General features: G+C 28.5%; 25 protein-coding genes. 20 read left to right on the plus strand and 5 right to left on the minus strand.

Features of this window, described 5'->3' with window-relative positions; genetic code table 11:
* Positions 1-118 precede the first annotated feature (118 nt).
* Both ntrB and BT997_RS02115 read left to right on the plus strand, forming a co-directional pair.
* Positions 119-928, plus strand: coding sequence for a nitrate ABC transporter permease (ntrB, locus tag BT997_RS02110; protein WP_072679748.1), 810 nt, complete (start codon positions 119-121; stop codon positions 926-928).
* A gap of 11 nt (positions 929-939) precedes the next feature.
* A complete protein-coding gene (locus BT997_RS02115) occupies positions 940-1,734 on the plus strand; it encodes an ABC transporter ATP-binding protein (RefSeq protein WP_072679749.1) in 795 nt (264 codons plus the stop codon).
* Between the two features lie 52 nt (positions 1,735-1,786).
* Here BT997_RS02115 and BT997_RS02120 read toward each other — a convergent pair whose 3' ends face one another.
* The 3 genes from BT997_RS02120 to BT997_RS02130 form a co-directional block, all read right to left on the minus strand.
* Complete coding sequence (locus tag BT997_RS02120) at positions 1,787-2,878, minus strand: enolase C-terminal domain-like protein (RefSeq protein ID WP_072679750.1); 1,092 nt, start codon at positions 2,876-2,878, stop codon at positions 1,787-1,789.
* Between the two features lie 136 nt (positions 2,879-3,014).
* Positions 3,015-3,989, minus strand: a complete 975-nt coding sequence (locus BT997_RS02125; protein ID WP_072679751.1) for a hypothetical protein — start codon at positions 3,987-3,989, stop codon at positions 3,015-3,017.
* A gap of 10 nt (positions 3,990-3,999) precedes the next feature.
* On the minus strand, positions 4,000-4,581 hold the full coding sequence (locus tag BT997_RS02130) for a hypothetical protein (RefSeq protein WP_072679752.1): 582 nt from the start codon (positions 4,579-4,581) through the stop codon (positions 4,000-4,002).
* Between the two features lie 112 nt (positions 4,582-4,693).
* Between BT997_RS02130 and BT997_RS02135 the strand changes: the two genes are divergently transcribed.
* The 10 genes from BT997_RS02135 (at position 4,694) to BT997_RS15660 (ending at position 12,223) form a co-directional block, all read left to right on the plus strand.
* Positions 4,694-5,986, plus strand: coding sequence for a S41 family peptidase (locus BT997_RS02135; protein WP_072679753.1), 1,293 nt, complete (start codon positions 4,694-4,696; stop codon positions 5,984-5,986).
* Positions 5,987-5,994: 8 nt separating this feature from the next.
* Positions 5,995-6,948 carry a phosphoribosylaminoimidazolesuccinocarboxamide synthase gene (locus tag BT997_RS02140; RefSeq protein WP_072679754.1) on the plus strand — a complete coding sequence of 318 codons (954 nt, stop codon included), beginning with the start codon at positions 5,995-5,997 and terminating at the stop codon, positions 6,946-6,948.
* 94 nt (positions 6,949-7,042) lie between these two features.
* Positions 7,043-7,288 (plus strand): phosphoribosylformylglycinamidine synthase subunit PurS, encoded by a 246-nt coding sequence (gene purS / locus BT997_RS02145; RefSeq protein WP_072679755.1) that lies wholly within the window; start codon positions 7,043-7,045, stop codon positions 7,286-7,288.
* Positions 7,289-7,292: 4 nt separating this feature from the next.
* Positions 7,293-7,964, plus strand: a complete 672-nt coding sequence (gene purQ, locus BT997_RS02150) for a phosphoribosylformylglycinamidine synthase I (protein ID WP_072679756.1) — start codon at positions 7,293-7,295, stop codon at positions 7,962-7,964.
* The gene (locus BT997_RS02155; RefSeq protein WP_072679757.1) at positions 7,964-9,118 is read left to right on the plus strand and encodes a hypothetical protein; all 1,155 of its coding nucleotides are present in this window, start codon (positions 7,964-7,966) and stop codon (positions 9,116-9,118) included. The genes purQ and BT997_RS02155 overlap by 1 nt, the downstream gene beginning before the upstream one ends.
* Positions 9,102-9,791 carry a 1-acyl-sn-glycerol-3-phosphate acyltransferase gene (locus tag BT997_RS02160; RefSeq protein ID WP_072679758.1) on the plus strand — a complete coding sequence of 230 codons (690 nt, stop codon included), beginning with the start codon at positions 9,102-9,104 and terminating at the stop codon, positions 9,789-9,791. The genes BT997_RS02155 and BT997_RS02160 overlap by 17 nt, the downstream gene beginning before the upstream one ends.
* Positions 9,781-10,167, plus strand: a complete 387-nt coding sequence (gene crcB, locus BT997_RS02165) for a fluoride efflux transporter CrcB (protein ID WP_072679759.1) — start codon at positions 9,781-9,783, stop codon at positions 10,165-10,167. Before BT997_RS02160 ends, crcB begins: the two co-directional genes overlap by 11 nt.
* 95 nt (positions 10,168-10,262) lie before the next feature.
* Positions 10,263-10,490: a twin-arginine translocase TatA/TatE family subunit gene (gene tatA, locus BT997_RS02170; protein WP_072679760.1), complete on the plus strand. Its 228-nt coding sequence runs from the start codon at positions 10,263-10,265 to the stop codon at positions 10,488-10,490.
* Between the two features lie 9 nt (positions 10,491-10,499).
* A complete protein-coding gene (gene argS, locus BT997_RS02175) occupies positions 10,500-12,089 on the plus strand; it encodes an arginine--tRNA ligase (protein ID WP_072679761.1) in 1,590 nt (529 codons plus the stop codon).
* Positions 12,089-12,223 carry a hypothetical protein gene (locus tag BT997_RS15660; RefSeq protein ID WP_258239408.1) on the plus strand — a complete coding sequence of 45 codons (135 nt, stop codon included), beginning with the start codon at positions 12,089-12,091 and terminating at the stop codon, positions 12,221-12,223. The genes argS and BT997_RS15660 overlap by 1 nt, the downstream gene beginning before the upstream one ends.
* Positions 12,224-12,244: 21 nt before the next feature.
* Here the strand turns inward: BT997_RS15660 and rsfS are convergent, their stop codons facing one another.
* Together rsfS and nadD are read right to left on the minus strand one after the other, a co-directional pair.
* On the minus strand, positions 12,245-12,571 hold the full coding sequence (gene rsfS / locus BT997_RS02180) for a ribosome silencing factor (protein WP_072679762.1): 327 nt from the start codon (positions 12,569-12,571) through the stop codon (positions 12,245-12,247).
* Complete coding sequence (gene nadD, locus BT997_RS02185) at positions 12,568-13,119, minus strand: nicotinate (nicotinamide) nucleotide adenylyltransferase (RefSeq protein ID WP_072679763.1); 552 nt, start codon at positions 13,117-13,119, stop codon at positions 12,568-12,570. Before nadD ends, rsfS begins: the two co-directional genes overlap by 4 nt.
* Before the next feature lie 89 nt (positions 13,120-13,208).
* Between nadD and gap the strand changes: the two genes are divergently transcribed.
* The 8 genes from gap to hisC all read left to right on the plus strand — a co-directional run bounded on the left by gap (position 13,209) and on the right by hisC (position 21,371).
* Positions 13,209-14,207, plus strand: a complete 999-nt coding sequence (gene gap, locus BT997_RS02190) for a type I glyceraldehyde-3-phosphate dehydrogenase (RefSeq protein WP_072679764.1) — start codon at positions 13,209-13,211, stop codon at positions 14,205-14,207.
* 14 nt (positions 14,208-14,221) lie between these two features.
* Complete coding sequence (locus BT997_RS02195) at positions 14,222-15,421, plus strand: phosphoglycerate kinase (RefSeq protein ID WP_072679765.1); 1,200 nt, start codon at positions 14,222-14,224, stop codon at positions 15,419-15,421.
* Positions 15,421-16,131: a triose-phosphate isomerase gene (locus tag BT997_RS02200; protein WP_072679766.1), complete on the plus strand. Its 711-nt coding sequence runs from the start codon at positions 15,421-15,423 to the stop codon at positions 16,129-16,131. Before BT997_RS02195 ends, BT997_RS02200 begins: the two co-directional genes overlap by 1 nt.
* Before the next feature lies 1 nt (position 16,132).
* Positions 16,133-16,960: an enoyl-ACP reductase FabI gene (fabI, locus tag BT997_RS02205; protein WP_072679767.1), complete on the plus strand. Its 828-nt coding sequence runs from the start codon at positions 16,133-16,135 to the stop codon at positions 16,958-16,960.
* A 216-nt stretch (positions 16,961-17,176) separates the two neighbouring features.
* The gene (gene lysA / locus BT997_RS02210) at positions 17,177-18,385 is read left to right on the plus strand and encodes a diaminopimelate decarboxylase (RefSeq protein WP_072679768.1); all 1,209 of its coding nucleotides are present in this window, start codon (positions 17,177-17,179) and stop codon (positions 18,383-18,385) included.
* 12 nt (positions 18,386-18,397) lie between these two features.
* Positions 18,398-19,177 (plus strand): HAD-IIA family hydrolase, encoded by a 780-nt coding sequence (locus BT997_RS02215; RefSeq protein ID WP_072679769.1) that lies wholly within the window; start codon positions 18,398-18,400, stop codon positions 19,175-19,177.
* Positions 19,174-20,241: a chorismate mutase gene (pheA, locus tag BT997_RS02220; protein WP_072679770.1), complete on the plus strand. Its 1,068-nt coding sequence runs from the start codon at positions 19,174-19,176 to the stop codon at positions 20,239-20,241. The genes BT997_RS02215 and pheA overlap by 4 nt, the downstream gene beginning before the upstream one ends.
* Before the next feature lie 8 nt (positions 20,242-20,249).
* Positions 20,250-21,371 (plus strand): histidinol-phosphate transaminase, encoded by a 1,122-nt coding sequence (gene hisC, locus BT997_RS02225; RefSeq protein ID WP_072679771.1) that lies wholly within the window; start codon positions 20,250-20,252, stop codon positions 21,369-21,371.
* Positions 21,372-21,374 lie beyond the last annotated feature (3 nt).

The following is a 21,374-nucleotide window of genomic DNA, read 5'->3' on the forward strand; positions in this document are numbered from 1 at the left end:
AAAAAGATAAAGCCCTAGGGGCCTTGTCTTTTTAAATGCCTAGTTATATTTTCATTTCCTTCTATTTAAGATACTAGGCATTTAAAAGAACAAATTAAAAAAACAAAAGGTTAAATTTATGAACAAAGAAACACTAAAAAAGATATTTCTTCCATTGATTGTATTAGTTTTAATAATACAAGTATGGTCGGGTATTGCTAAGATTGTTGAGGATTTCCCAACTCCAAGTGATACTTATGTATATGCTTTTGGTGGAATTACAACAGATGGTGATGAAATTGATGGTGTTTTATCTGATCCTTTTTATATCGAGAACCAAGATGATAAAGGACTTTTTTGGCAAATCTTAGCATCTCTTGAAAGGGTATTTGGTGGGTTTGCACTAGCAGTTTTAGTTGGTGTTCCAATTGGTTTATTAATTGGTATGAGTAAAAATATGCAATATGCACTTGATCCTTTTATTCAAATTTTTAAACCAGTTTCACCACTTGCATGGCTTCCATTATTGTTATTTGTGTTTCAAGATATTAATACAACTGCAGTTTCAACGATTTTTATTACATCGATTTGGCCAATTATTATAAATACTGCACTTGGTGTTAAAAATGTAAATGAAGACTATTTAAATGTTGCAAAGGTTTTACAGTTTACTCCAATTGAAAAAATCTTTCAAATAATTTTACCTGTTGCTGTTCCTTTTATTTTTACAGGAATGAGATTATCTTTAGGTATTGCATGGCTTGTAATTGTCGCAGCTGAGATGTTAACAGGTGGTATTGGTATTGGATTCTGGATTTGGGATGAGTATAACAATCTTGCTTACCACAATATCATTATTGGTATTATAGTTGTTGGTATTATTGGTTTTATCTTAGATGTTATGATGGGTAAAATCGCTGATTATTTTGATTATAGAAAAAAGATGTAAGGACATAAACAATGAGTAAGAACTTTTTAGAATTAGAAAATATCCATAAAACTTTTCCCCTTCCAGGTGGAAAAGAGTATAAAGCCGTTGTTGATGTAGACGTGAAAATAGCTAAAAATGAAATTATTTCAATTATTGGGCATAGTGGTTGTGGTAAATCAACACTTTTAAATATGATTGCAGGATTAGATGCTCAAACAGAAGGTAATATTATTTTAAATAATAAAGAGATAAAAGGACCAGGTCCTGAAAGAGCTGTCGTTTTTCAAAATCACTCTTTACTACCATGGTTAACTGTATATCAAAATATTGAAATGGCAGTTAAAAAAGTAATGCCTGGTTTAAGTTCATCAGAACTTAGAGAAAGAGTTGAAAAGTTTGTTTCTATGGTAAATCTTGACCATGCAAAAGATAAATTTCCAGGGGAAATTTCTGGTGGTATGAAACAAAGAGTTGGTATAGCAAGAGCTTTATCAATCAAACCAGATGTTTTACTTATGGATGAACCTTTTGGTGCACTTGATTCATTAACTCGTGCAAACTTACAAGAACATCTAATGAGAATTCAGCAAAAAGTTGAAAATACAGTTATTATAATTACACATGATATTGATGAAGCAGTACTTTTAAGTGATAAAGTAATTATGATGACAAATGGTCCAGAAGCAACTATTGGTGAAGTTTTAGAAGTAAACTTAGAAAGACCAAGAAATAGAGTTGAACTTCAACACGATCCAGAATATATTAGATGTAGAGAAGCAATTTTAAGTTTTCTTTATGAAAAATTTGCAAAAGAAGATGAATAATAAAAATAGTTTTAAAGAAGAAGAGAACAGAGCTCTTTTTCTTTAATGTAAATTATAAAATCACAGAATATTTCTCTGCAGCTTTTTCATCCCATTGGATTCCACTTCCTTTACAATCACTAATTATCGCATTTCCATTTTCTAAAACAAGAGGATTTTTTAATATTGGATTCCACCAATCACAATATTCAAGCCAGTTTGTAGTTGGTGTACAACATAGAAGTTGAGCACTAATTTCTGGCCAAAGATGACTTGAAATTTCTATATTATGAGCATTAGCAATAGCAGCTGCTCTAATCCATCCTGTTACTCCACCAATTTTCATCACATCTAACATAATATAATCTGAAGCATTGGCTTGAATTGCATGTTGCATATCAAGAATTCCCCACCAATTTTCACCACATTGAATAGGAGTTTTTGTCTCTTTTGCAATTTTTGAATGTCCAATATAATCATGGGCTAAAGTTGGTTCTTCTATCCATGCTAATTTTTCTTTGTCTAATATTCGATGTCTTTTAATAGCTTCTATTGGAGTTAAACTTTGGTTATAATCAACCATAATTGACATATCTTCACCAGTAGCTTCTCTCATTGCTTGGATTACTTCAATATCTTCTTCTACTGTTGGATAACCTATTTTTGCTTTTATCCCCTTAAGACCTTTTTCTGACCATTCTTTAGCAACTTTAGCACAAACTTCAGCTCCATCATAACCTACTGCTCCATATGCTTTAATTGGCTTAGCTTTTCCACCTAATAGATTTGTCAAAGATAGGTCTTTTTGTCTAGCAAGGGCATCCCACAAGGCCATATCAATACCTGCAATTGACATTCCAACTAAACCTTGAGTTCCTAATAATCTAAATTGTTTATTTAATTTTAAAAAGATATCCAAAGGAACTAATCTCTCTCCTATAACTAAAGGTTCTAGATTTTGAATAAAATCAGCTGTGGCTTTTAACGCTAGTTTAGTATAGGTAAAAATCATACTATGGCCAATATTTCCGTCACTCATTGATATATCTATAAGAATTAGAGGTGATTCAGTAATAATTCCACTTGCTGTTTGGTGTGGTGTTTGCATTGGAACAACAACAGGTCTAACTCGAATAGATTTGATAGTCGATATATTTTCACTCATTAAATATCCTTTATCTATTATTTGACTAATCAGTCAAGTAAAAGTTTATCAAAATTAGAATATCTAGTCAAGAGTTAAGTAAAAAAAAGGTGAAGAACGAATTCTTCACCTTTTTTATGTTAAGTTATATCAAATTTTATTTTAGAATCATATACTCATCATCGTAATAGATTGTATCATCAAGAGCAATTACTTTTTGTTCATTATCAAAGTCAAAATCATAAATTGTTTCTGTTTCAAAATCATTTGAGATATTGATTAAAAAACCTTGTGATTCTAAGGCATATAATGAAGTTCCATATGCTAAAGCATAGAATTTAGCATATTTATATTTTTTTCTATTAATAATATTTAGTGAAATATCAGTTTTAACAATTTGACCATCAATTGTTGCAATATAAATATTATCATCAACTGAAATAATATCTCTTACATTGTAATCTTTTAAATTTAATACACCATCACCAACAGAGATAACTTTATTCGCTGTTGCTGCAACTAAAGTATCTTTAATAACATCTAGGAAAATTATATTATTAAACTCACCATTTGCATCAACTACAATGTTTTTAATAACTTTATTATTTGCTTCTGATACTACTACAATTTTTCCATCCAAAGTTGGGAATAGAATAATATTACTCATAAAGTGAGGGTTTGCAATTCTTGTATCATTTACATATGAGTGAGTAAAATATTCTTTAAGTAATATTTTATCAGTATCTGTATTGTATAGTTGAATTGAATTATCAGAAAATAAAAGTGCAAGTTTATTCTCTTTTAGTGTTGCAGCAATAACAACTCCACCAACTTTTATCTCTTTTTTATCTAATAAAACAGAATCTTTATAATTAGATGCAATAACAACATCATCACTTATATTTAAAAAATTATAACCTTCAGGAATTTTAAATTTTGAAACACCTCTTTTAGTGATAATCTCACCACTATCAAGTGTTGCTCCATCTTTATTCATTGATATAATATCTCCTGCTAGAGATGCTTTATTATTTTCATAATCACCAACAGTATATTCAGGTTCATAAAACTCTTTTCCTGCACAACCTGCAAGAATAAAAATTAATCCAGCGAAAAGAAGTAAGTGCTTCATTTATTTGTCCTTATTTTGTAACTAAATAGTGGTTTAATATGTTTACTAATTCACTTGCTTTTGAATCAACAGGAATAAGTTTTAAAGTAGCTTTTGCATCTTCAAACTTTCCGTCATTTACTTGTATTAAAGCTTTATTAAAAATTGCAAATTCTTTAAGTAAAAAATCATTTTGCATTGACACTGAATTTAACTTGTTAATATCTTTTGCATTAAGTGCTTTTTGATAATCATTTAATTCTTTTAAATACTTAACTTGAATATCTGCCTCTTTACCATCTTTTGTAGCTTGTACAAACTGAGCTACTTGATATAACTGTAGGTTTTTTTCTTTTAATGTAGCCATCGCTGCACTATCTTTAGGGTTTTCAATTAATTTATTATATGCAATATTTGCATCTAATTTATTAGACTCTTGGATATTCTTTGTTGTGTATAAACCAATAACTGCACCAATAACAATTACAACTGCTGCTATTATAATTAATTTATTTTTTTTATAAAATCTTTCTACTTTTACAAAACTCTCTAAGAATTTTTCTTCACTGTTAAGTTCTTCTTTTACGTAATTAACATTTTCTTTTAGACTCATTTAAAACCTTCTTCAAAAATTAAGACTATATAATACAAAAAAAATCATAAAACCTTACTTTTATATAAAATTTTATATAATACATACTCTTATAATAAATAAAAGGTAAATAATGAATAAATTTTTAATAATTTCATCATTAGTTTTATGTTTATCTCAATCAATAGTTGCAAAAGAAGAAGTAAAAGAGTTAAATCAGACTAGATTCGAATCATTATCTAAGTTAACTCAAGTTATTGGTACGGTTGAGAAATACTACGTTGATGATATAAAGCTCGAAGAAATAGTAAATAAGTCTTTAAAAGGTTTAATGCAGGAACTTGATGCACATTCAAATTATCTTGATAGAAAATCTTCAAAAGAGATGAGTATTCAAACTCAAGGTGAATTTGGTGGATTAGGAATTACAGTTGGAATGAGAGATTCAGCATTAACTGTTATTTCTCCAATTGATGATACTCCTGCGTTTAATGCTGGAGTTAAAGCTGGAGATATAATTTTAAAAATAGATACTACATCTACTTTAAACATGACTTTAGATGAAGCTGTATCTTTAATGAGAGGTAAACCTAAAACTCCAATTGTTTTAACAATTGTTAGAAAAGGCGAAACTAAGCCAATCAAAATAGATATCATCAGAGATATAATTAAAATACAATCTGTATTTGCAAAAACTATTGAAGATGAAGATTTATTGTATTTAAGAGTTTCAAGCTTTGATAGAAAAGTTACAAATAGTTTAAGAAAAGCAATAAAAAATAGACCTTCAACAAAAGGTATAATTTTAGATTTAAGAAATAATCCAGGTGGACTTTTAACACAAGCAATTGGTGTTGTTGATTTATTTGTTGATCAAGGTGTAATTGTTTCTCAAAAAGGAAGAAGTGCAGCTGATGAAGAAAAATTTAATGCAAAACAGTCAAATACAATAACAACTGTTCCTGTTGTTGTTTTAGTAAATGGAGGGTCTGCATCAGCATCAGAAATTGTAAGCGGTGCTTTACAAGATCATAAAAGAGCAATTGTAATTGGAGAAAAAACTTTTGGAAAAGGTTCAGTTCAAGCAATTTTACCAATTACTCAAGATAGAAGTGAAAATATTAAATTAACAATTGCTAAGTACTATTTACCAAGTGGAAGAACTATTCAAGCAACTGGTATTACTCCAGATGTTATATCTTATGCAGGTGAAGCAGTAAGTGAAACTAATTCAGAATTTAAAATTAAAGAGGCTGATTTAAAAAAGCATTTAGAAGTTGAATTAGATAAAGATAATGGGATTAAAAAAGAAAAAATAGAACCAAAAAGTAAAAAAATTATTACAAAAGAAGATGTAGCAAAAGATAACCAACTTAATACAAGTATTGGTATTTTAAAGTCATTAATAATTATTAATAAATCATAGGAGAGTAAATGAAAATAAGTGATATTGTAGCACTTGGTCTTTGGCCGCAGTCAAAGAAAACTACAAACCAAAAAGGTATTTCTGAGTTAGAAGAGTTAGGATATAATCTATTTTATATCGGTAAAAATGCAGATCTTTACACATGTCCTGGTGATGAACAAAAAGTATTACTTGTAAGAAGTGATAGATGTTCAGTATTTGATATTCCTTTAAATCTTGAGATTGAAGGAAAAGGTGTTTCTCAAACTACTATTTCAAATAGTGGAGCAGAATTTGCACGAGAAGCAGGTATTAGAACAGCGATTTTATCTGAAACAATAGATCTAAGTTTATCTGTTGCACCAAGATGTCAACTTATGGAATTATGTAAACCATTAGAAGCAGAAATTGATGGAGAAGTTGTTCAGTTTGAATTTATATTTAGAAACTATCTAACAGGTTCTTTATTTGATGCAATTCAAAATGGAAATGATCCATATGGTTTAGATTTACCTACTGATTTAAAACAATGGCATAAGTTTGAAACTCCAATTTTTACTCCTACAACTAAAGGAATTAAAGATGAGCCTTTAAATTCTGCAAAAGTTAGAGAAGTTTTTCCAGAAATTATTACAAGTATGGAAAAATTATTTAAAGATTTTACAAAATATGCTGAAGACAATGGGATTGTTGTTGTTGATACAAAATTTGAAATCTTTATTGATGCAAATGGAGAATGGGTTCTTGGTGATGAAGTTTTAACACCAGAGAGTTCTAGATTTATTGCAAAAGAAGATTTTGATGCACAAAATTATATTTCAATGGATAAGCAAATTCTTAGAGATTTTGGAAAAGCTAATAATTGGAAAGAAAAATCAAAAGATTTAAAAGCAGGGGAAAAACTAGAAGTGGAAGTTCCACAATCTATAAAAGATACGATTTTAGATGGTTATAATACTATCCATAAAAGATTAAGTAAATAGTTTTAAATACGAGTACTTTTTGTGCTCGTTTAGTCTAAACTGATATAAGACAGTTTTAGATATAATCGCAAAAATATAAATTTGAGGGTAATAAATGAAAGCAATTGTAAATGTAGCATTAAAGCAAGGTGTATTAGACGATCAGGGTAAAGCAACTCATCATGCTTTAGATACTTTAGGATTTAAAGAAGTAGTTAAAGATGTAAGAATTGGTAAACAAATTATTATGGAACTTAATTCAACAAATAAAGAAGATGCAAATGCTGAAGTTGTAAAAATGTGTGAAAAACTTTTAGCAAATACAGTAATTGAAGATTACGATATTGAAATTATAGGTTAAGACTATGAATGTAACAGTATTACAATTCCCAGGTACTAACTGTGAATATGACACTCAATATGCTTTTGAAAAAATAGGGTGTGATGTAACAATAGTTTGGCATAAAGAGACTAAAATACCTGAAAATACGGATTTATTAGTTATCCCTGGAGGATTTTCTTATGGAGATTATCTAAGAAGTGGTGCAATTGCTAGATTTGCTAATATCATGGATTCTGTTCAAGAATATGCTGCTAAAGGTGGAAAAGTTTTAGGTATTTGTAATGGTTTTCAAATTCTTTTAGAAGCTGGTTTATTACCTGGTGCTATGAAAAGAAATGACTCTTTACACTTTATTTCTAAATTTAATAACCTAAAAGTTGTAAAGAATGATAATATATTTTTATCTTTACTTAAAAAAGATGAAGTTTTAAATATCCCTGTAGCACATCATGATGGTAACTACTTTATTGATGCTGATGGATTAAAAGACTTAGAAGAAAATGGACAAATTATTTTAAAATATTGTGATGAAAATGGAACTGAAGAGAATTTAAATGGTTCAGTTTCTAATATTGCAGGAATTTGTAATAAAGAAAAAAATATTTTTGGACTTATGCCTCATCCAGAGCGTGCGATGGAAGATATTCTGGGTTGTGACGACGGTGTTATTATGTTAAAAGGGTTTTTAAAATAGTGAAAAAATTTCTAGTAGTCTTTTTATTTTTAGCAAGTTTTTTATTTGCAAATGAATTTGTAAATAAAGAGAGTTCAGCTTTTGGTACACCAATTAATAAGCAGACTACTAGTCCTGTAAAAAGTTATGTAGGAACAAAAAATTTATATTTATCATATATAAATTATCCAAAGCATATCTATAAAAACCAAAGATTTGAAATTGAAGTAAAAGCTTTAATTACAAGAAAAAATTACGATTATATACAAACTAGATTTTTAAATGGAAAAAATATGATTCCATTAAATCCAAAAGAAAAATGGAAAAAATCTACAAATACTAAGAATACATATACAAATAAGTTTTATTTTAAATCTTATGAGAGTAAATTTCAAATGCCTACAATTGAAGTTAGACTTTATAAGGGTAAAACTTTAATGGAAGCTAGAAGAATTTCTGGTCTTAATGTTACATTTTCTGAAATTGCAAAAAGTGATGAGAGATTTACAAATGTAATTGCAAAAGATTTTAAAATTGTTACTTCGAAGACTAAACAATATACAAATAAAGAAGCTTTAACAATAATTGATATTGTTTCAAATCATTCTAATCTTGAAGACTTTTATATAAAAGGTTTTAAAGAACAAGGAATTACAGTTATTGAGGATAATTATCCTAATCAACATGTAATATATTATATTGTAATACCTATACATAAAAAATCTATAATTTTTAATTACTATAATACAACTGATAATAAATTTGAAAAAATTATTCTTCCTATAACTTTAGAAGAGGAATTAGTTAGTACTCAAACTGATTTAAATCCAAATAATTCTAGTTTTGAATTTTATAAAAAAATAGCAGTTGGTGTTTTAGCTATTATTCTTTTAATACTTTTTGTTTGGAAAAGAAAATATATATTTTTAGTATTATTTTTAATAGTAGCAATAGTATTTATGTTGTTTGCAATGCCTAATAAAACTATTAGATTAAAAGAAAATAGTGTTATTTATATTTTACCAACAAAAAATTCAACTATTTTTCAAAAAACTAAAAAAGAAATAGTTGTAGAAGATATGAAAAGAAAGAATGACTTTGTTAAAATTATGATTGGTTCAGGCGATAATAAATTTATTGGGTGGGTAAAAGAAAAAGATGTTATCAAGAATTAGAGGTATAATTGTTTTAATACAATTTTCTATTACTGTTGCAGTTGTAATTGCAGCAATGTATCTTTTTAGAAATTATACTCATAAAATTATAAAATTTTGGATGAAAATTCAGATTTATCTTTTAGGTATCAAACTTGAAGTAGAAGGTACTTTAGACGAGTCATGTGATTTAGTAATTATGAATCACCAAAGTTTACTAGACATAATAGTTATGGAACATTTACATCCAAAAGATTTAGCATGGGTAGCTAAAAAAGAGATATCTGATCTTTTCTTTTTTGGACATATTATAAAAGCTCCAAGAATGATATCAATCGATAGGGAAAATAAAGCTGGAATAATTCATATGCTAAAAGAGGCAAAGAATCGGCTTTCTAAAGGTAGACCAATTGCAATGTTCCCAGAAGGAACAAGAAGTACTGGAAAAGAGATGTTAAAGTTTAAATCTGGTGCTGCTATGGTTGCAAATAAATTAAATTTAAAAGTACAACCTTTAATTATTATTAATACAAAAGATATATTAGACTCTCAAAAACTTACAGCAACTCCAGGAAGAGTTAAAGTTATCTATTTAGATTCGGTTCAAGCAGATAAAAAGAGTGATTGGTTTGCGCAAACTGAAAAAAATATGAATGATATTTTTAATAAAGAGATGAAAAAATATGACTCTTAGTTGGCAAACAGTTCTAGCTATTGGGACTGGTGGTTTTTTAGGAGCAATTGCAAGAGCATATGTTGTCTATCTTTCCAATAAACATTTTTCTTATGAATTTCCTGTTGGAATTCTTTTTGTAAATATATTAGGTAGTTTCCTTATTGGAGTTTTATTTGCTATTTTTGCTAATTATACAGTTGATGATTCTTTAAAATCATTTTTAACTACTGGATTTTTAGGAGCATTAACTACTTATTCTACATTTGCAATTGAAAGTTTCTTTTTACTTCAAACATCACTACTTTTAGGTATAAGTAATATGGCTTTAAACCTTTTAGGTTCTGTCTTAGCAGCAGCTAGTGGATATAAACTTTTACACTTTTTTATAAAATAATATAAACTCCTTTTATTTAACTTTGACTTTAGTCATTTTTTTTAAGCTTCAAGAAGATATAATAATCCTTAAAAATTAAACATTAAGGATTTAATATGGGTATGCCAGGTGGTATGGAATGGGTATTAATTGCTCTAGTAGTATTACTATTATTTGGAGGAAAGAAAATTCCTGAATTAGCAAAAGGTTTAGGAAGTGGAATTAAGAATTTCAAAAAAGCTGTTAAAGAAGATGATGAAGTTGTATCTACAGACAAAGCTGATGAAATAGAGAAGAAAGCTGAAACAAAATCAGAAGAACCAAACGAAACTAAAACTGTATAAGATAAAATATTGCAAAATAGAGTAAAAAATTATATAGAAAAAGTTTTAGATACAAGTGTTGTATTAGAAAAACCTAAAGATATTTCTTTAGGACATTTTGCAACACCTGTTGCATTTTCTTTAGCAAAAGAGCTAAGAAAATCTCCTATGATTATTGCAGATGATTTAGTAAAAAAATTTGATGATAATTCAATGTTTGAAAAAATAGAAGCTGTAAAAGGTTTTATTAACTTTAAATTATCAAATAGTTTTCTTGAAGAATTATCTAAAGAAGCCCTTTTAGCTGGTAATGATTTTGCAAAAGAGAATTCAAAAGATGAAAAAATTTTATTAGAATATGTTTCTGCAAATCCTACTGGTCCTTTACATATTGGACATGCGAGGGGTGCTGTTCTTGGAGATTCTATTGCTAGAGTTGGAAAACATTTAGGTTTTGATATTGTTACTGAGTATTATGTAAATGATGCAGGTGCTCAAATGGATATGTTAGGTTTATCAGTTTCTTTAGCAGGACGAGAGTTTGTATTAAATGAAGAAGTTGAATATCCAGAAACATATTATAGAGGTGACTACTTAATTGATATTGCTAAAAAAGTATTTGAACTTCATGGAGCTGACATTTTCCATGATGAATCAAGATTTAGAGAAATGGCAATATTTGCAAAAGATATAGTTCTTACTATAATTACAGATGATTTAAAAGATGCAGGAATAGAGTTTGATAATTTTGTTTCTGAAGCTTCATTATATGATGCATGGTCTGATACAAAAGCTGTTTTATTGGATAATGGTTCTTTATATACAAAAGATGAAAAGCTTTATTTAAAATCGACTCTTCATGGAGATGATTCTGATAGAGTAGTTGTGAGAGAGAATGGTATTCCTACGTATTTAGCTGGAGATATTATCTATCATAAAGACAAGTTTGATAGAGGATATGATCATTACATTAATATTTGGGGTGCTGATCACCATGGATATATAAAAAGAGTTCATGCAGCAATTGAGTTTTTAGGAAATGATTCTAAAAAACTTGAAATATTGTTATCTCAAATGGTTCAATTACTAAAAGGTGGTGAACCATATAAAATGAGTAAACGAGCAGGTAATGTAATTTTAATGAGTGATGTAGTAGAAGAAGTAGGAGCTGATGCTCTTAGATTTATCTTTTTAACTAAAAAAAGTGATACTCATCTAGAATTCGATTTAGATATGTTGAAAAATCAAGATAGCTCAAATCCAATTTTTTATATTAATTATGCTTATGCAAGAATAAATCAAATATTTAAAAAAGCAGAAAAAAGCTTTGATGATGTAGTTGATATTTCTTATGAAAATTTAAATCAAGATGCATTAAACTTAGTATATGAATCTTTATTATTGCCTTCAGTATTAAATGAAGCATTTAGTAAAAGAGATATGCAAAAGATTACAGATTATCTTTATAGTTTAGCTTCATCTATTCATAGGTTTTATAATGAGCATAAAATTGTTGGGACTGATGAAGAAAGACAGTATTTAAAAGTATTAAGTTTATCAGCTCAAACAATAAGAGTTTGTTTAAATTTATTAGGTATTAAAGCAAAGGAGATTATGTAATGAAATGGTTTATTATTATATTAGTTATAGGTCTTGGTATTGCCATCTCAACCGGTTATATGGGTGGCGCAAAAGATGCAGCAGGAAATTATAATAAAATTATGACCGGAAAACCAGTTACGCAAAAAAAATAAAAGGGTTAAACCTTTTATTTTTTATTGAACTCTGTTTTCTAGTTCACTTAAGAACTCTTCAATTGAATATTTTTCTCTATATTTTTCACTAATTAAGTGAATAAATACATCACCTAAATCAATAATCGTCCATTCGTCATCATCATCAATTCTTAAAAATTCTTCACCTAATGGTTTTAAATCTGTTTTTAAATAGTTTAACAATGCAAATGCATGTTTAGGATTTAACGTTGTAGCTATTACTACATAATCAACAATATAATCTTTTGAAGTTAAATCGATAACTTCAATATTTTCAGCTTTTTTTTCATTTAATATTTGCTCAATTTTTTCTAATCTATTACTCAAATTTTACCTTTTTTATGCCAAATTTTTTTGACATCTTTTCTAATTTTTTTTGGAATATATTTTAAATTAAAAGTATTTCTTAGCTGTGTTGAACTAATTTTTATATCTACTTTTAATCTTTTTATATAATCACTTTCTTTATATTTAATACCATCTCTTGTAACAACAACTAAGGTAACTAAATCTAAAATCTCTCCATACTTATCCCATAAGTGAAAAGATTTATAGTTATCAGCTCCTATAACCAAATAAACTTTTGAGGGCTTGTATTTTTCAATTATATATCTTATAGTTTCAATTGAATATACAGCTCTACCTTGTTTTATTTCATAATCAGAAACTTTTATATTTTCTTTTTTTGAAAATAGTTTTTTTAGAAGTTTAAATCTTGTTTTTGCATCGAGAAATGATTTAACTTTTAGTGGATTTAAATATGCTGGTACAACTATCAATAAATCAATATCTAATTTTTTGAGAATTTTTTTTGCAATAGTTTGATGACCTATATGAGGTGGGTCAAAACTACCTCCAAAAATTGCAATTTGCACCTAATTTTTTCCTTTAATTTATGATTAACTAATATTATAGCAACTTTTGGATAAAATATCTACCAAATTATAAAGAACAAAGGGTAAATATGGCTGTTAAAGTTGCAATCAATGGTTTTGGGAGAATTGGTAGATGTGTTGCAAGAATTATTGCGTCACGAGAAGATGTTGAATTAGTGGCAATCAATGATACTGCGACACCAGAAATGTTAGAATATATTACAAAATATGATACTGTACACGGAACATTTAAAGAAGAATTAAAAGTTGAAAATGGATATTTAAAAATGGGTAAAGTTAATGCAAAACTTTATTCAACAAGAGATGCAAAAGAGTTAACTTTCACTAAAGAGTGTGGTGCTGAAGTTATTTTAGAATGTACAGGTGCTTACCTTACACAAGAAAAATGTCAAGTTCACTTAGATAATGGTGCAAAAAAAGTTGTAATTTCTGCTCCTGCAAAAGATGCTACACCAACATTTGTAATGGGTGTTAATGAATCAGAATATGCTGGTCAAGATATTATCTCAAATGCTTCTTGTACTACAAACTGTTTAGGTCCAGTTGCGAAAATTCTTGATGATGCGTATGGAATTGAAAAAGGTCTTATGACTACAATTCACTCGTATACAAATGATCAAAATATTTTAGATGTAAAACATAAATCAGATAAAAGAAGAGCAAGAGCAGGGGCTCAAAATATGATTCCTACTTCTACTGGTGCTGCTAAAGCTATGAGATTAATCATGCCTCAACTTGATGGAAAACTACATGGTCAATCTGTAAGAGTTCCAACTCCAAACGTTTCAATGGTTGATGTAAACTTTGTAGTTAGTAAAAAAACTTCAAAAGAAGAAGTAAATGCTTTATTTGAATCAAAAGCAAAAGAACTTGCTGGAATAGTTGCAGTTGATAACGATATGTTAGTATCTTCAGATTTAGTAGGAAATACAAATTCTACAATTGTAGCTTCAGATTTAACACAAGTTATTGGTGATGATATGATTAAAATTATGACTTGGTATGACAATGAGTGGGGTTACTCTTCAAGACTTATTGATATGGCAGTTTTTGTAGCAAACAAATAAGGAATTTAATTTAAATGAAATTACAAGAAATTAGAAATTTAGATATTGATGGTAAAAAAATATTCATAAGATGTGACTTTAATGTTCCTATGGATGAGTATAATAATATTTCTGATGATAGAAGAATTAGAAGTGCATTAAATACTATTAGGTACTGTATTGATAGAGATTGTTCAGTTATTTTAGCTTCTCATTTTGGTAGACCTAAAGAAGCATTTGAAGAAAAATATTCACTTAAACCAGTTGCAAAAAGATTACATACTCTTTTAAAACAAGAGATTAAAATGGCTAAAAATGTAGTTCAAGATGATACTTTAGAAACTGCAAAAAATTTACAAGCTGGTGAAATTTTACTTCTTGAAAATTTAAGATATAATCCAGCTGAAAAAGCAAATGATGAAGAGTTTGCACAAAAACTTGCATCAATGGCAGACGTATATATCAATGATGCTTTTGGAGTTTCACATAGAGCACATGCTTCTGTTGAAGCTATTACAAAATATTTTGATGAAGGTAGTAAAGCTGCTGGTTTTTTACTTGCAAAAGAAATTAAGTTTTTCCATCATATTGTTCATGAACCTAAAAGACCTTTTGTTTCTATTGTAGGTGGTTCAAAAGTTTCTGGAAAACTTGAAGCACTTTATAATCTTGTACCAAAAGTGGATAAAATCTTAATTGGTGGGGGAATGGCATTTACATTCTTAAAAGCTTTAGGACATGAAATTGGTAACTCTTTAGTTGAAGAGGACTTAATTCCAGAAGCAATCAAGATTATGGAAGAAGCAGAAGAATTAGGGGTTAAATTTTATTTACCTGTTGATATTGTTGCAGCAGAAGCTTTTGATGCAGAAGCTATTGCAAAACATGTAACAATTCAAGAAATTCCAAAAAATTGGATGGGACTTGATATTGGGCCTGCAACTGCTCAATTATTTAGATTAGCACTTTCTGATGCAAATACTATTTTATGGAATGGACCAATGGGTGTTTATGAAATGGAAAAATTTGCTAAAGGAAGTACAAGAATAGCTAACACCGTAGCTCAATCTTTTGCAACAACTGTTGTAGGTGGTGGAGATACTGCTGATTTAGTTAGAGTAACTGGTGATGAAGATGATATGACATTTATCTCTACTGGTGGTGGTGCTTCTTTAGAATTAATTGAAGGTAAAATTTTACCAGGTGTTAAAGCTCTGGTACTAGAGGAAGATTAATGGCAATAATTGCTTCAAACTTTAAAACAAACCATACTAGAAAATCAACAGCTTCTTTTGTAAAAGAAGTTAGTGAATTTTTACAGTCAAATAATATTTCAAATGAAGTAATTGTATTCCCTACAGCTACTTCTCTTGATGAATTTGAAACAGTATCAAATTTAACTATAGGTGCACAAAATGCATATGCAGTTGATAAAGGTTCATTTACAGGTGAAATTGGAACAACCCAACTTGATGAATTTGCAATTAAAACAATTTTAATTGGACATTCTGAGAGAAGACATGTATTAGGTGAATCTCAAGAAGAGATTGCTAAAAAATATGATTTTTATAAAAATAAAGGCTACAAAATTGTTTATTGTATTGGAGAACCTTTAGAAGTAAAAGAGTCTGGACTTGATAAAACTTTAGAGTATGTTTATGAGCAGTTTGAAGGAATTGATACAAACTATGACAACTTAATTTTAGCCTATGAACCAGTATGGGCCATTGGAACTGGAGTTACTGCTACAAATGAAGATATTACTTCTGTACACTCTGCTATTAAGCTAAGAATTCCAAAGCCTTTACTTTATGGTGGAAGTGTAAAAGTGGCAAATGTTGCTGAAATTTGTGCACTTGATGGTGTAGATGGTGCTTTAATTGGAACAGCATCTTGGATAGTTGAAGATTTTAAACAAATAATAGAAAATACGAAGGATTTATAAGATGATAATGAATGGTAAAAAAGGTGTAATATTAGGTGTTGCAAATAATAAATCTATTGCTTATGGTATTGCAAAACAGTGTGCTGCGCAAGGTGCACAAATTGCTTTTACATACTTAAATGATTCTCTTAAAAAAAGAGTTGAACCAATTGCAGCTGAATTTGGAAGTGAAGATTTAGTTTATCCATGTGATGTTTCAAATCCAGATGAAATCAAAGCACTTAAAGAGTCTTTAGAAAAAGATTTAGGTCAAATTGATTTTATTGTTCATTCAATTGCCTTTGCTCCAAAAGAGGGCTTATCTGGAAGATTTTATGATATTTCTAAAGAGGCATTTGATATTGCTATGGATGTATCTGTTTACTCATTAATTGAAATTGCAAGAGAATTAAAACCTTTATTATCAGATAACTCTTCAATCTTAACACTTTCATATTATGGTGGAGCTAAGTATATTCCAAACTATAACTTAATGGGTGTAGCAAAAGCTGCATTAGAGATGACTACAAAATATTTAGCTGAAGATTTAGGAAAAGATGGATGTAGAGTAAATGCTATTTCTGCAGGACCTATTAAAACATTAGCAGCAGCTGGTATTGGTGATTTTAGATTTATGCTTAAATGGAATGAAGCACACGCTCCATTAAAGAAAAATGTATCTACAGATGAAGTTGGAAATTCTGGTATGTATTTACTTTCTGATTTATCAAGTGCAGTTACAGGTGAAATTCATTATGTAGATTGTGGATATAACATTATGGGTATGCCAGCGGTTAAGTTCGACGAAAATGGTAGACCACACATAGCTTGGAACGGAACTGATAAGTAGATTATAAAGTCTAAGCTTTTGGCAAATACCTGCGTTGTCAAGTAAATTTTAGAGACTCACTTACTTTTTGTAAGCTCCTCCCTAAAATTTACTCTCCGCCTTGGTCTTTACTCAAAACCTTAGCTTTCTAATTACTTGAACTATTTGAAAAAGTTTTTGTTTAAAATTTATTGGAGTTTTAAATTAAGATTTTAAGAAATAGGAAAATTATAAATAATGAATATTAATTTTAAAGAATTAGCAGAAAAATACCAGACACCTTATTATGTGTATGATTTTGACCATATTACATCTCAATATACGGAATTAAAAGATGCTTTTAAAGCTAGAAAGTCTTTAGTTGCATATGCTGTAAAAGCAAATTCAAATTTATCAGTTATTAAGCATTTAGCAAGTCTTGGAGCAGGGGCTGATTGTGTATCTATTGGTGAAGTAAAAAGAGCATTGAAGGTTGGAATTGCACCTTATAAGATTATATTTTCTGGTGTTGGAAAAATAGATGATGAAATTAAACAAGCTCTTGAATTAGATATTTTAATGATAAATGTTGAAAGTGATGCTGAGTTAAATAGAGTTGAAATAATTGCAAAAGAATTAGGAAAAGTTGCAAGAATTTCAATAAGAGTTAATCCAAATATTGATCCTCAAACACATCCTTATATTTCAACAGGCTTACATGAAAATAAATTTGGAGTAGATATAGATACTGCAAAAAGAATGTATATCCAATGTAAAAATTCTGACAGTTTAGAACCTACAGGGATTCATTTACATATTGGGTCACAGTTAACTCAACTTGATCCAATTAAAGAATCAGTAAAAATTGTTGCAGATTTAGTAAGAAACTTAAAAGCTATAAATATTGAATTGTCTTTTATGGATATTGGTGGTGGATTAGGTATTGTTTATGATGATGAAAAATTAATTGATACAAATGATTATGCACAATCAGTTCTAGAAACTATGTTCGGCCTTGATATTACAATCGTATGTGAACCAGGTAGGTTTATGGTTGGAAATTCTGGGGTTTTTGTAACAAAAGTTTTATATGAAAAAGTAAATGGTGAAAAAAGATTTGTTATTGTTGACGGAGCTATGAATGATTTAATTAGACCATCACTTTATAATGCATATCATAAAATTGAAGTATTTAATGATAATGAAGAACATAGTGATTGTAATTTAGTTGGTCCAGTTTGTGAAAGTGGTGATTTCTTTGCTAAGAATATTGATTTACCTAAAACAGAACATAATGATTTAGTTGCAATTTATAGTGCAGGGGCATATTGTTTTACAATGGCTAGTAACTATAATACTAGAGGTAGAGTTGCAGAAATTGCAGTTGAAAATGGACAAGATAGATTAATTAGAAAAAGAGAAACTTTTGAAGATATTATTGCTTTGGAAGAGGAGTTTTTAAAATAATATATGAGTAAAATGACTAGAGGATTTTTTATAGATGTACAAGGTACATTAATTGATGATATAAACAAAGAACCTATAAATGGTGCTTGTGAATTTATTGATTTTTTAAATAATGAAAATATTCCATATGTTGTTATTACAAATAATACTAAAGAAAAAAGTGATGTTTTCTTAGAAGATTTAAAGATAAAAGGGTTAAAGATAAAAAACTATATTGACCCTTTTTCAATTTTAACAGAAAACTTAAAAAGTAAAAAAATTGCAGCCTTTGGAACTAATAAATTTTTGGAAGTGTTAAAATCTTTTGGATATGAAATTGATTATGAAAAATTTGATACTTTAGTTGTATCTATTAAAAAAGATTATTCCAACGAAGATTATGCGAATATGATTGAATGTGCAATAAAAGCTAAAGAGCTTATTGGTATGCATGAAACATCAACTTATTCTAAAAATGGGAAACGTTATCCAGGTGTTGGTGCTATTATGCATATGATTAAATTTGCAGTTAATAAAGAGTATAAAGTTGTTGGAAAACCTAGCTTGTCATTTTATGATAAAGCAAGAGAATTAACTAGTTTAGATTTTAAAGATATTACTGTAATTAGTGATGATATGATTGGGGATTTATTAGGAGCTTTAAAACTTGACATGAGTGCATGTTTAGTTTTAAGTGGAAAAGTAAGAGCTAAAGAAGAAGTTTTAAATACTTTGTCTGTAGAAGAAATCCCAAAAAATATTTGTAAAGATATGAGTGAAGTTTTAGAACTTTTAAAAAAAGGTGAAATATGAATGAAGCTGGATTAAAAGCATTAAGAGATAAGTTAGATTCTATTGATAATGAGTTATTAAAATTAATAAATGAAAGAATGGAAATTGTCCATCAAGTAGGAGTAGTAAAAGCTCATAGTGGAGGGGCTATTTATAGACCTGAGAGAGAAAGAGCAATTATTGATAGACTTGAGGACTTAAATGAAGGTAAATTAAATAGAAGTGCAATAGAAGCGCTATTTTTAGAAATATTTGCAATTTCTAGAAATCTTGAATTACCTGAAAATATTGCATACTTAGGACCTGAAGGAAGTTTTACTCATCAAGCAGCAGAAGCTAGATTTGGGGCTATGAGCTCATATCTTTCGATTGGTTCAATAAAAGGTGTTTTTAGAGAAGTAAGTACAAAAAAAGCTAAATTTGGAGTTATTCCAATTGAAAATTCTTCAAATGGTATTGTAAGTGATACAATTTCTTGTTTAAGTAATTATGATTTAAAGATTATTGCAGAAGTGATTTTAGATGTTCATCATACACTTGCTACAACATGTGATAGTGTAAATGATATAAAAAGAATCTATTCAAAAGATATTGCATTTGAACAGTGTCATAGATTTTTAGAGAATTTTGGACTTGATGAAGTTGAGCATATTCCAGTTGAATCAACAACAAAAGCTGCAAAGATGGCTTTAACTGAACCAGGGGCAGCTGCAATTTGTTCCCATGTTGGAGCGAAAATTCATAATCTTCCTATTTTATTTGAAAATATTGAAGATAAGGATAATAATAAAACAAGATTTTTCATTGTAAGTGATTTTGAAAATGCACAAAGTGGAGATGATAAAACATCAGTTTTAGTAAAGCTTCCAAATACACCAGGAGCACTAGTTGAGTTTTTAACAGATTTTGATAATGCAGGTATTAACTTAACAAAAATTAAGTCACATATTGTGGAAGGTGTTTCAATTTTCTTTATTGATTTTAATGGTCATAAAGATGATGAAAATGTACAAGAAATTTTTAACAAACATGCTGATTCTATTAAGTTTTTAGGATCATATGTAAAAGAAGTAGAAGATATTTAGGAGAGAGTATGGAATTTAATAAAGTATTAGATAATTGTAAAATATATGAAGCTGGAAAACCAATTGAATTAGTTGTAAGAGAATATGGTGTTGATGAAAAAGATATTATTAAACTAGCATCAAATGAGAATCCATATGGAACTTCACCTAAAGTTACAAAAAAGATTCAAGAATTAGCACAAAATATGTTTGTTTATCCTGATGATTCTATGTATGAATTAAAAGAAGCCTTAGCAAATAAATTTGATGTTCAGAGTGAAAACGTAATTATTGGTGCCGGAAGTGACCAGATTATTGATTTTGTAATAAAAGCAAAATGTGATGAAAATTCAAAAATGCTTATGAGTAAAACAACCTTTGCAATGTACGAAATTTATGGAAGACAAACAGGTTGCGAAATTTTAAAAACTGAAGATGATGAACATAATTTAGAACAATTTGAATCTATGTACAAAGAACATGGTGCAGATGTTATTTTCTTGTGTTTACCAAATAATCCTTTGGGTGAATGTTTAGATAAAGAAGCAGTTTATGAATTCTTAGGAAAAGTTGATAAAGATACTTTAGTTGTAGTTGATGGTGCTTATCAGGAGTATGCAACTTTTAAAGATTCAAAGAAAGCAATAAATCCTGCTGATTTAATTGAGCATTTCCCAAATACAATTTATTTAGGAACATTTTCAAAAGCTTATGCTCTTGGTGGTATGAGAACAGGTTATGGTATTGCTCAAACAAGTATTATAAAAACTATGTATAAATTAAGACCACCTTTTAATATTACGACACTTTCTTTAGCTGCTGGTATTGAAGCATTAAAAGATGAAGAATTTGTAAATAAGTGTATTGCAAAAAACTTTGAAGAGATGAAAAGATATGAAGAATATGCAATATCTAAAGGCTTCTCATATATTGAAAGTTATACAAATTTTATCACACTTAAATTTGATAATAAATATATTTCATCAGAAGTTGCACAAAACCTTTTAGAAAGAGGTGTAATTGTAAGAGATTTAACTGGATATGGTGTAAATGCTATTAGAGTTACAATTGGAACTCAAAATCAAAATACAAGAGTATTTAAAATGTTAGACGAAGTGTTAGCACAGTTAGAAAAAGTAGAAAATCTATAATAA

Source organism: Arcobacter sp. LA11 (assembly GCF_001895145.1).
In the GTDB taxonomy this organism is placed as follows: domain Bacteria; phylum Campylobacterota; class Campylobacteria; order Campylobacterales; family Arcobacteraceae; genus Halarcobacter.

Bases quoted from the DNA above. Each gene is read 5' to 3' on its own strand.
- ntrB (WP_072679748.1), top strand. From the start codon at position 119: ATGAACAAAGAAACACTAAAAAAGATATTTCTTCCATTGATTGTATTA.
- BT997_RS02115 (WP_072679749.1), top strand. From the start codon at position 940: ATGAGTAAGAACTTTTTAGAATTAGAAAATATCCATAAAACTTTTCCC.
- BT997_RS02120 (WP_072679750.1), bottom strand. From the start codon at position 2,878: ATGAGTGAAAATATATCGACTATCAAATCTATTCGAGTTAGACCTGTT.
- BT997_RS02125 (WP_072679751.1), bottom strand. From the start codon at position 3,989: ATGAAGCACTTACTTCTTTTCGCTGGATTAATTTTTATTCTTGCAGGT.
- BT997_RS02130 (WP_072679752.1), bottom strand. From the start codon at position 4,581: ATGAGTCTAAAAGAAAATGTTAATTACGTAAAAGAAGAACTTAACAGT.
- BT997_RS02135 (WP_072679753.1), top strand. From the start codon at position 4,694: ATGAATAAATTTTTAATAATTTCATCATTAGTTTTATGTTTATCTCAA.
- BT997_RS02140 (WP_072679754.1), top strand. From the start codon at position 5,995: ATGAAAATAAGTGATATTGTAGCACTTGGTCTTTGGCCGCAGTCAAAG.
- purS (WP_072679755.1), top strand. From the start codon at position 7,043: ATGAAAGCAATTGTAAATGTAGCATTAAAGCAAGGTGTATTAGACGAT.
- purQ (WP_072679756.1), top strand. From the start codon at position 7,293: ATGAATGTAACAGTATTACAATTCCCAGGTACTAACTGTGAATATGAC.
- BT997_RS02160 (WP_072679758.1), top strand. From the start codon at position 9,102: ATGTTATCAAGAATTAGAGGTATAATTGTTTTAATACAATTTTCTATT.
- crcB (WP_072679759.1), top strand. From the start codon at position 9,781: ATGACTCTTAGTTGGCAAACAGTTCTAGCTATTGGGACTGGTGGTTTT.
- tatA (WP_072679760.1), top strand. From the start codon at position 10,263: ATGGGTATGCCAGGTGGTATGGAATGGGTATTAATTGCTCTAGTAGTA.
- BT997_RS15660 (WP_258239408.1), top strand. From the start codon at position 12,089: ATGAAATGGTTTATTATTATATTAGTTATAGGTCTTGGTATTGCCATC.
- gap (WP_072679764.1), top strand. From the start codon at position 13,209: ATGGCTGTTAAAGTTGCAATCAATGGTTTTGGGAGAATTGGTAGATGT.
- BT997_RS02195 (WP_072679765.1), top strand. From the start codon at position 14,222: ATGAAATTACAAGAAATTAGAAATTTAGATATTGATGGTAAAAAAATA.
- BT997_RS02200 (WP_072679766.1), top strand. From the start codon at position 15,421: ATGGCAATAATTGCTTCAAACTTTAAAACAAACCATACTAGAAAATCA.
- fabI (WP_072679767.1), top strand. From the start codon at position 16,133: ATGATAATGAATGGTAAAAAAGGTGTAATATTAGGTGTTGCAAATAAT.
- lysA (WP_072679768.1), top strand. From the start codon at position 17,177: ATGAATATTAATTTTAAAGAATTAGCAGAAAAATACCAGACACCTTAT.
- BT997_RS02215 (WP_072679769.1), top strand. From the start codon at position 18,398: ATGACTAGAGGATTTTTTATAGATGTACAAGGTACATTAATTGATGAT.
- pheA (WP_072679770.1), top strand. From the start codon at position 19,174: ATGAATGAAGCTGGATTAAAAGCATTAAGAGATAAGTTAGATTCTATT.
- hisC (WP_072679771.1), top strand. From the start codon at position 20,250: ATGGAATTTAATAAAGTATTAGATAATTGTAAAATATATGAAGCTGGA.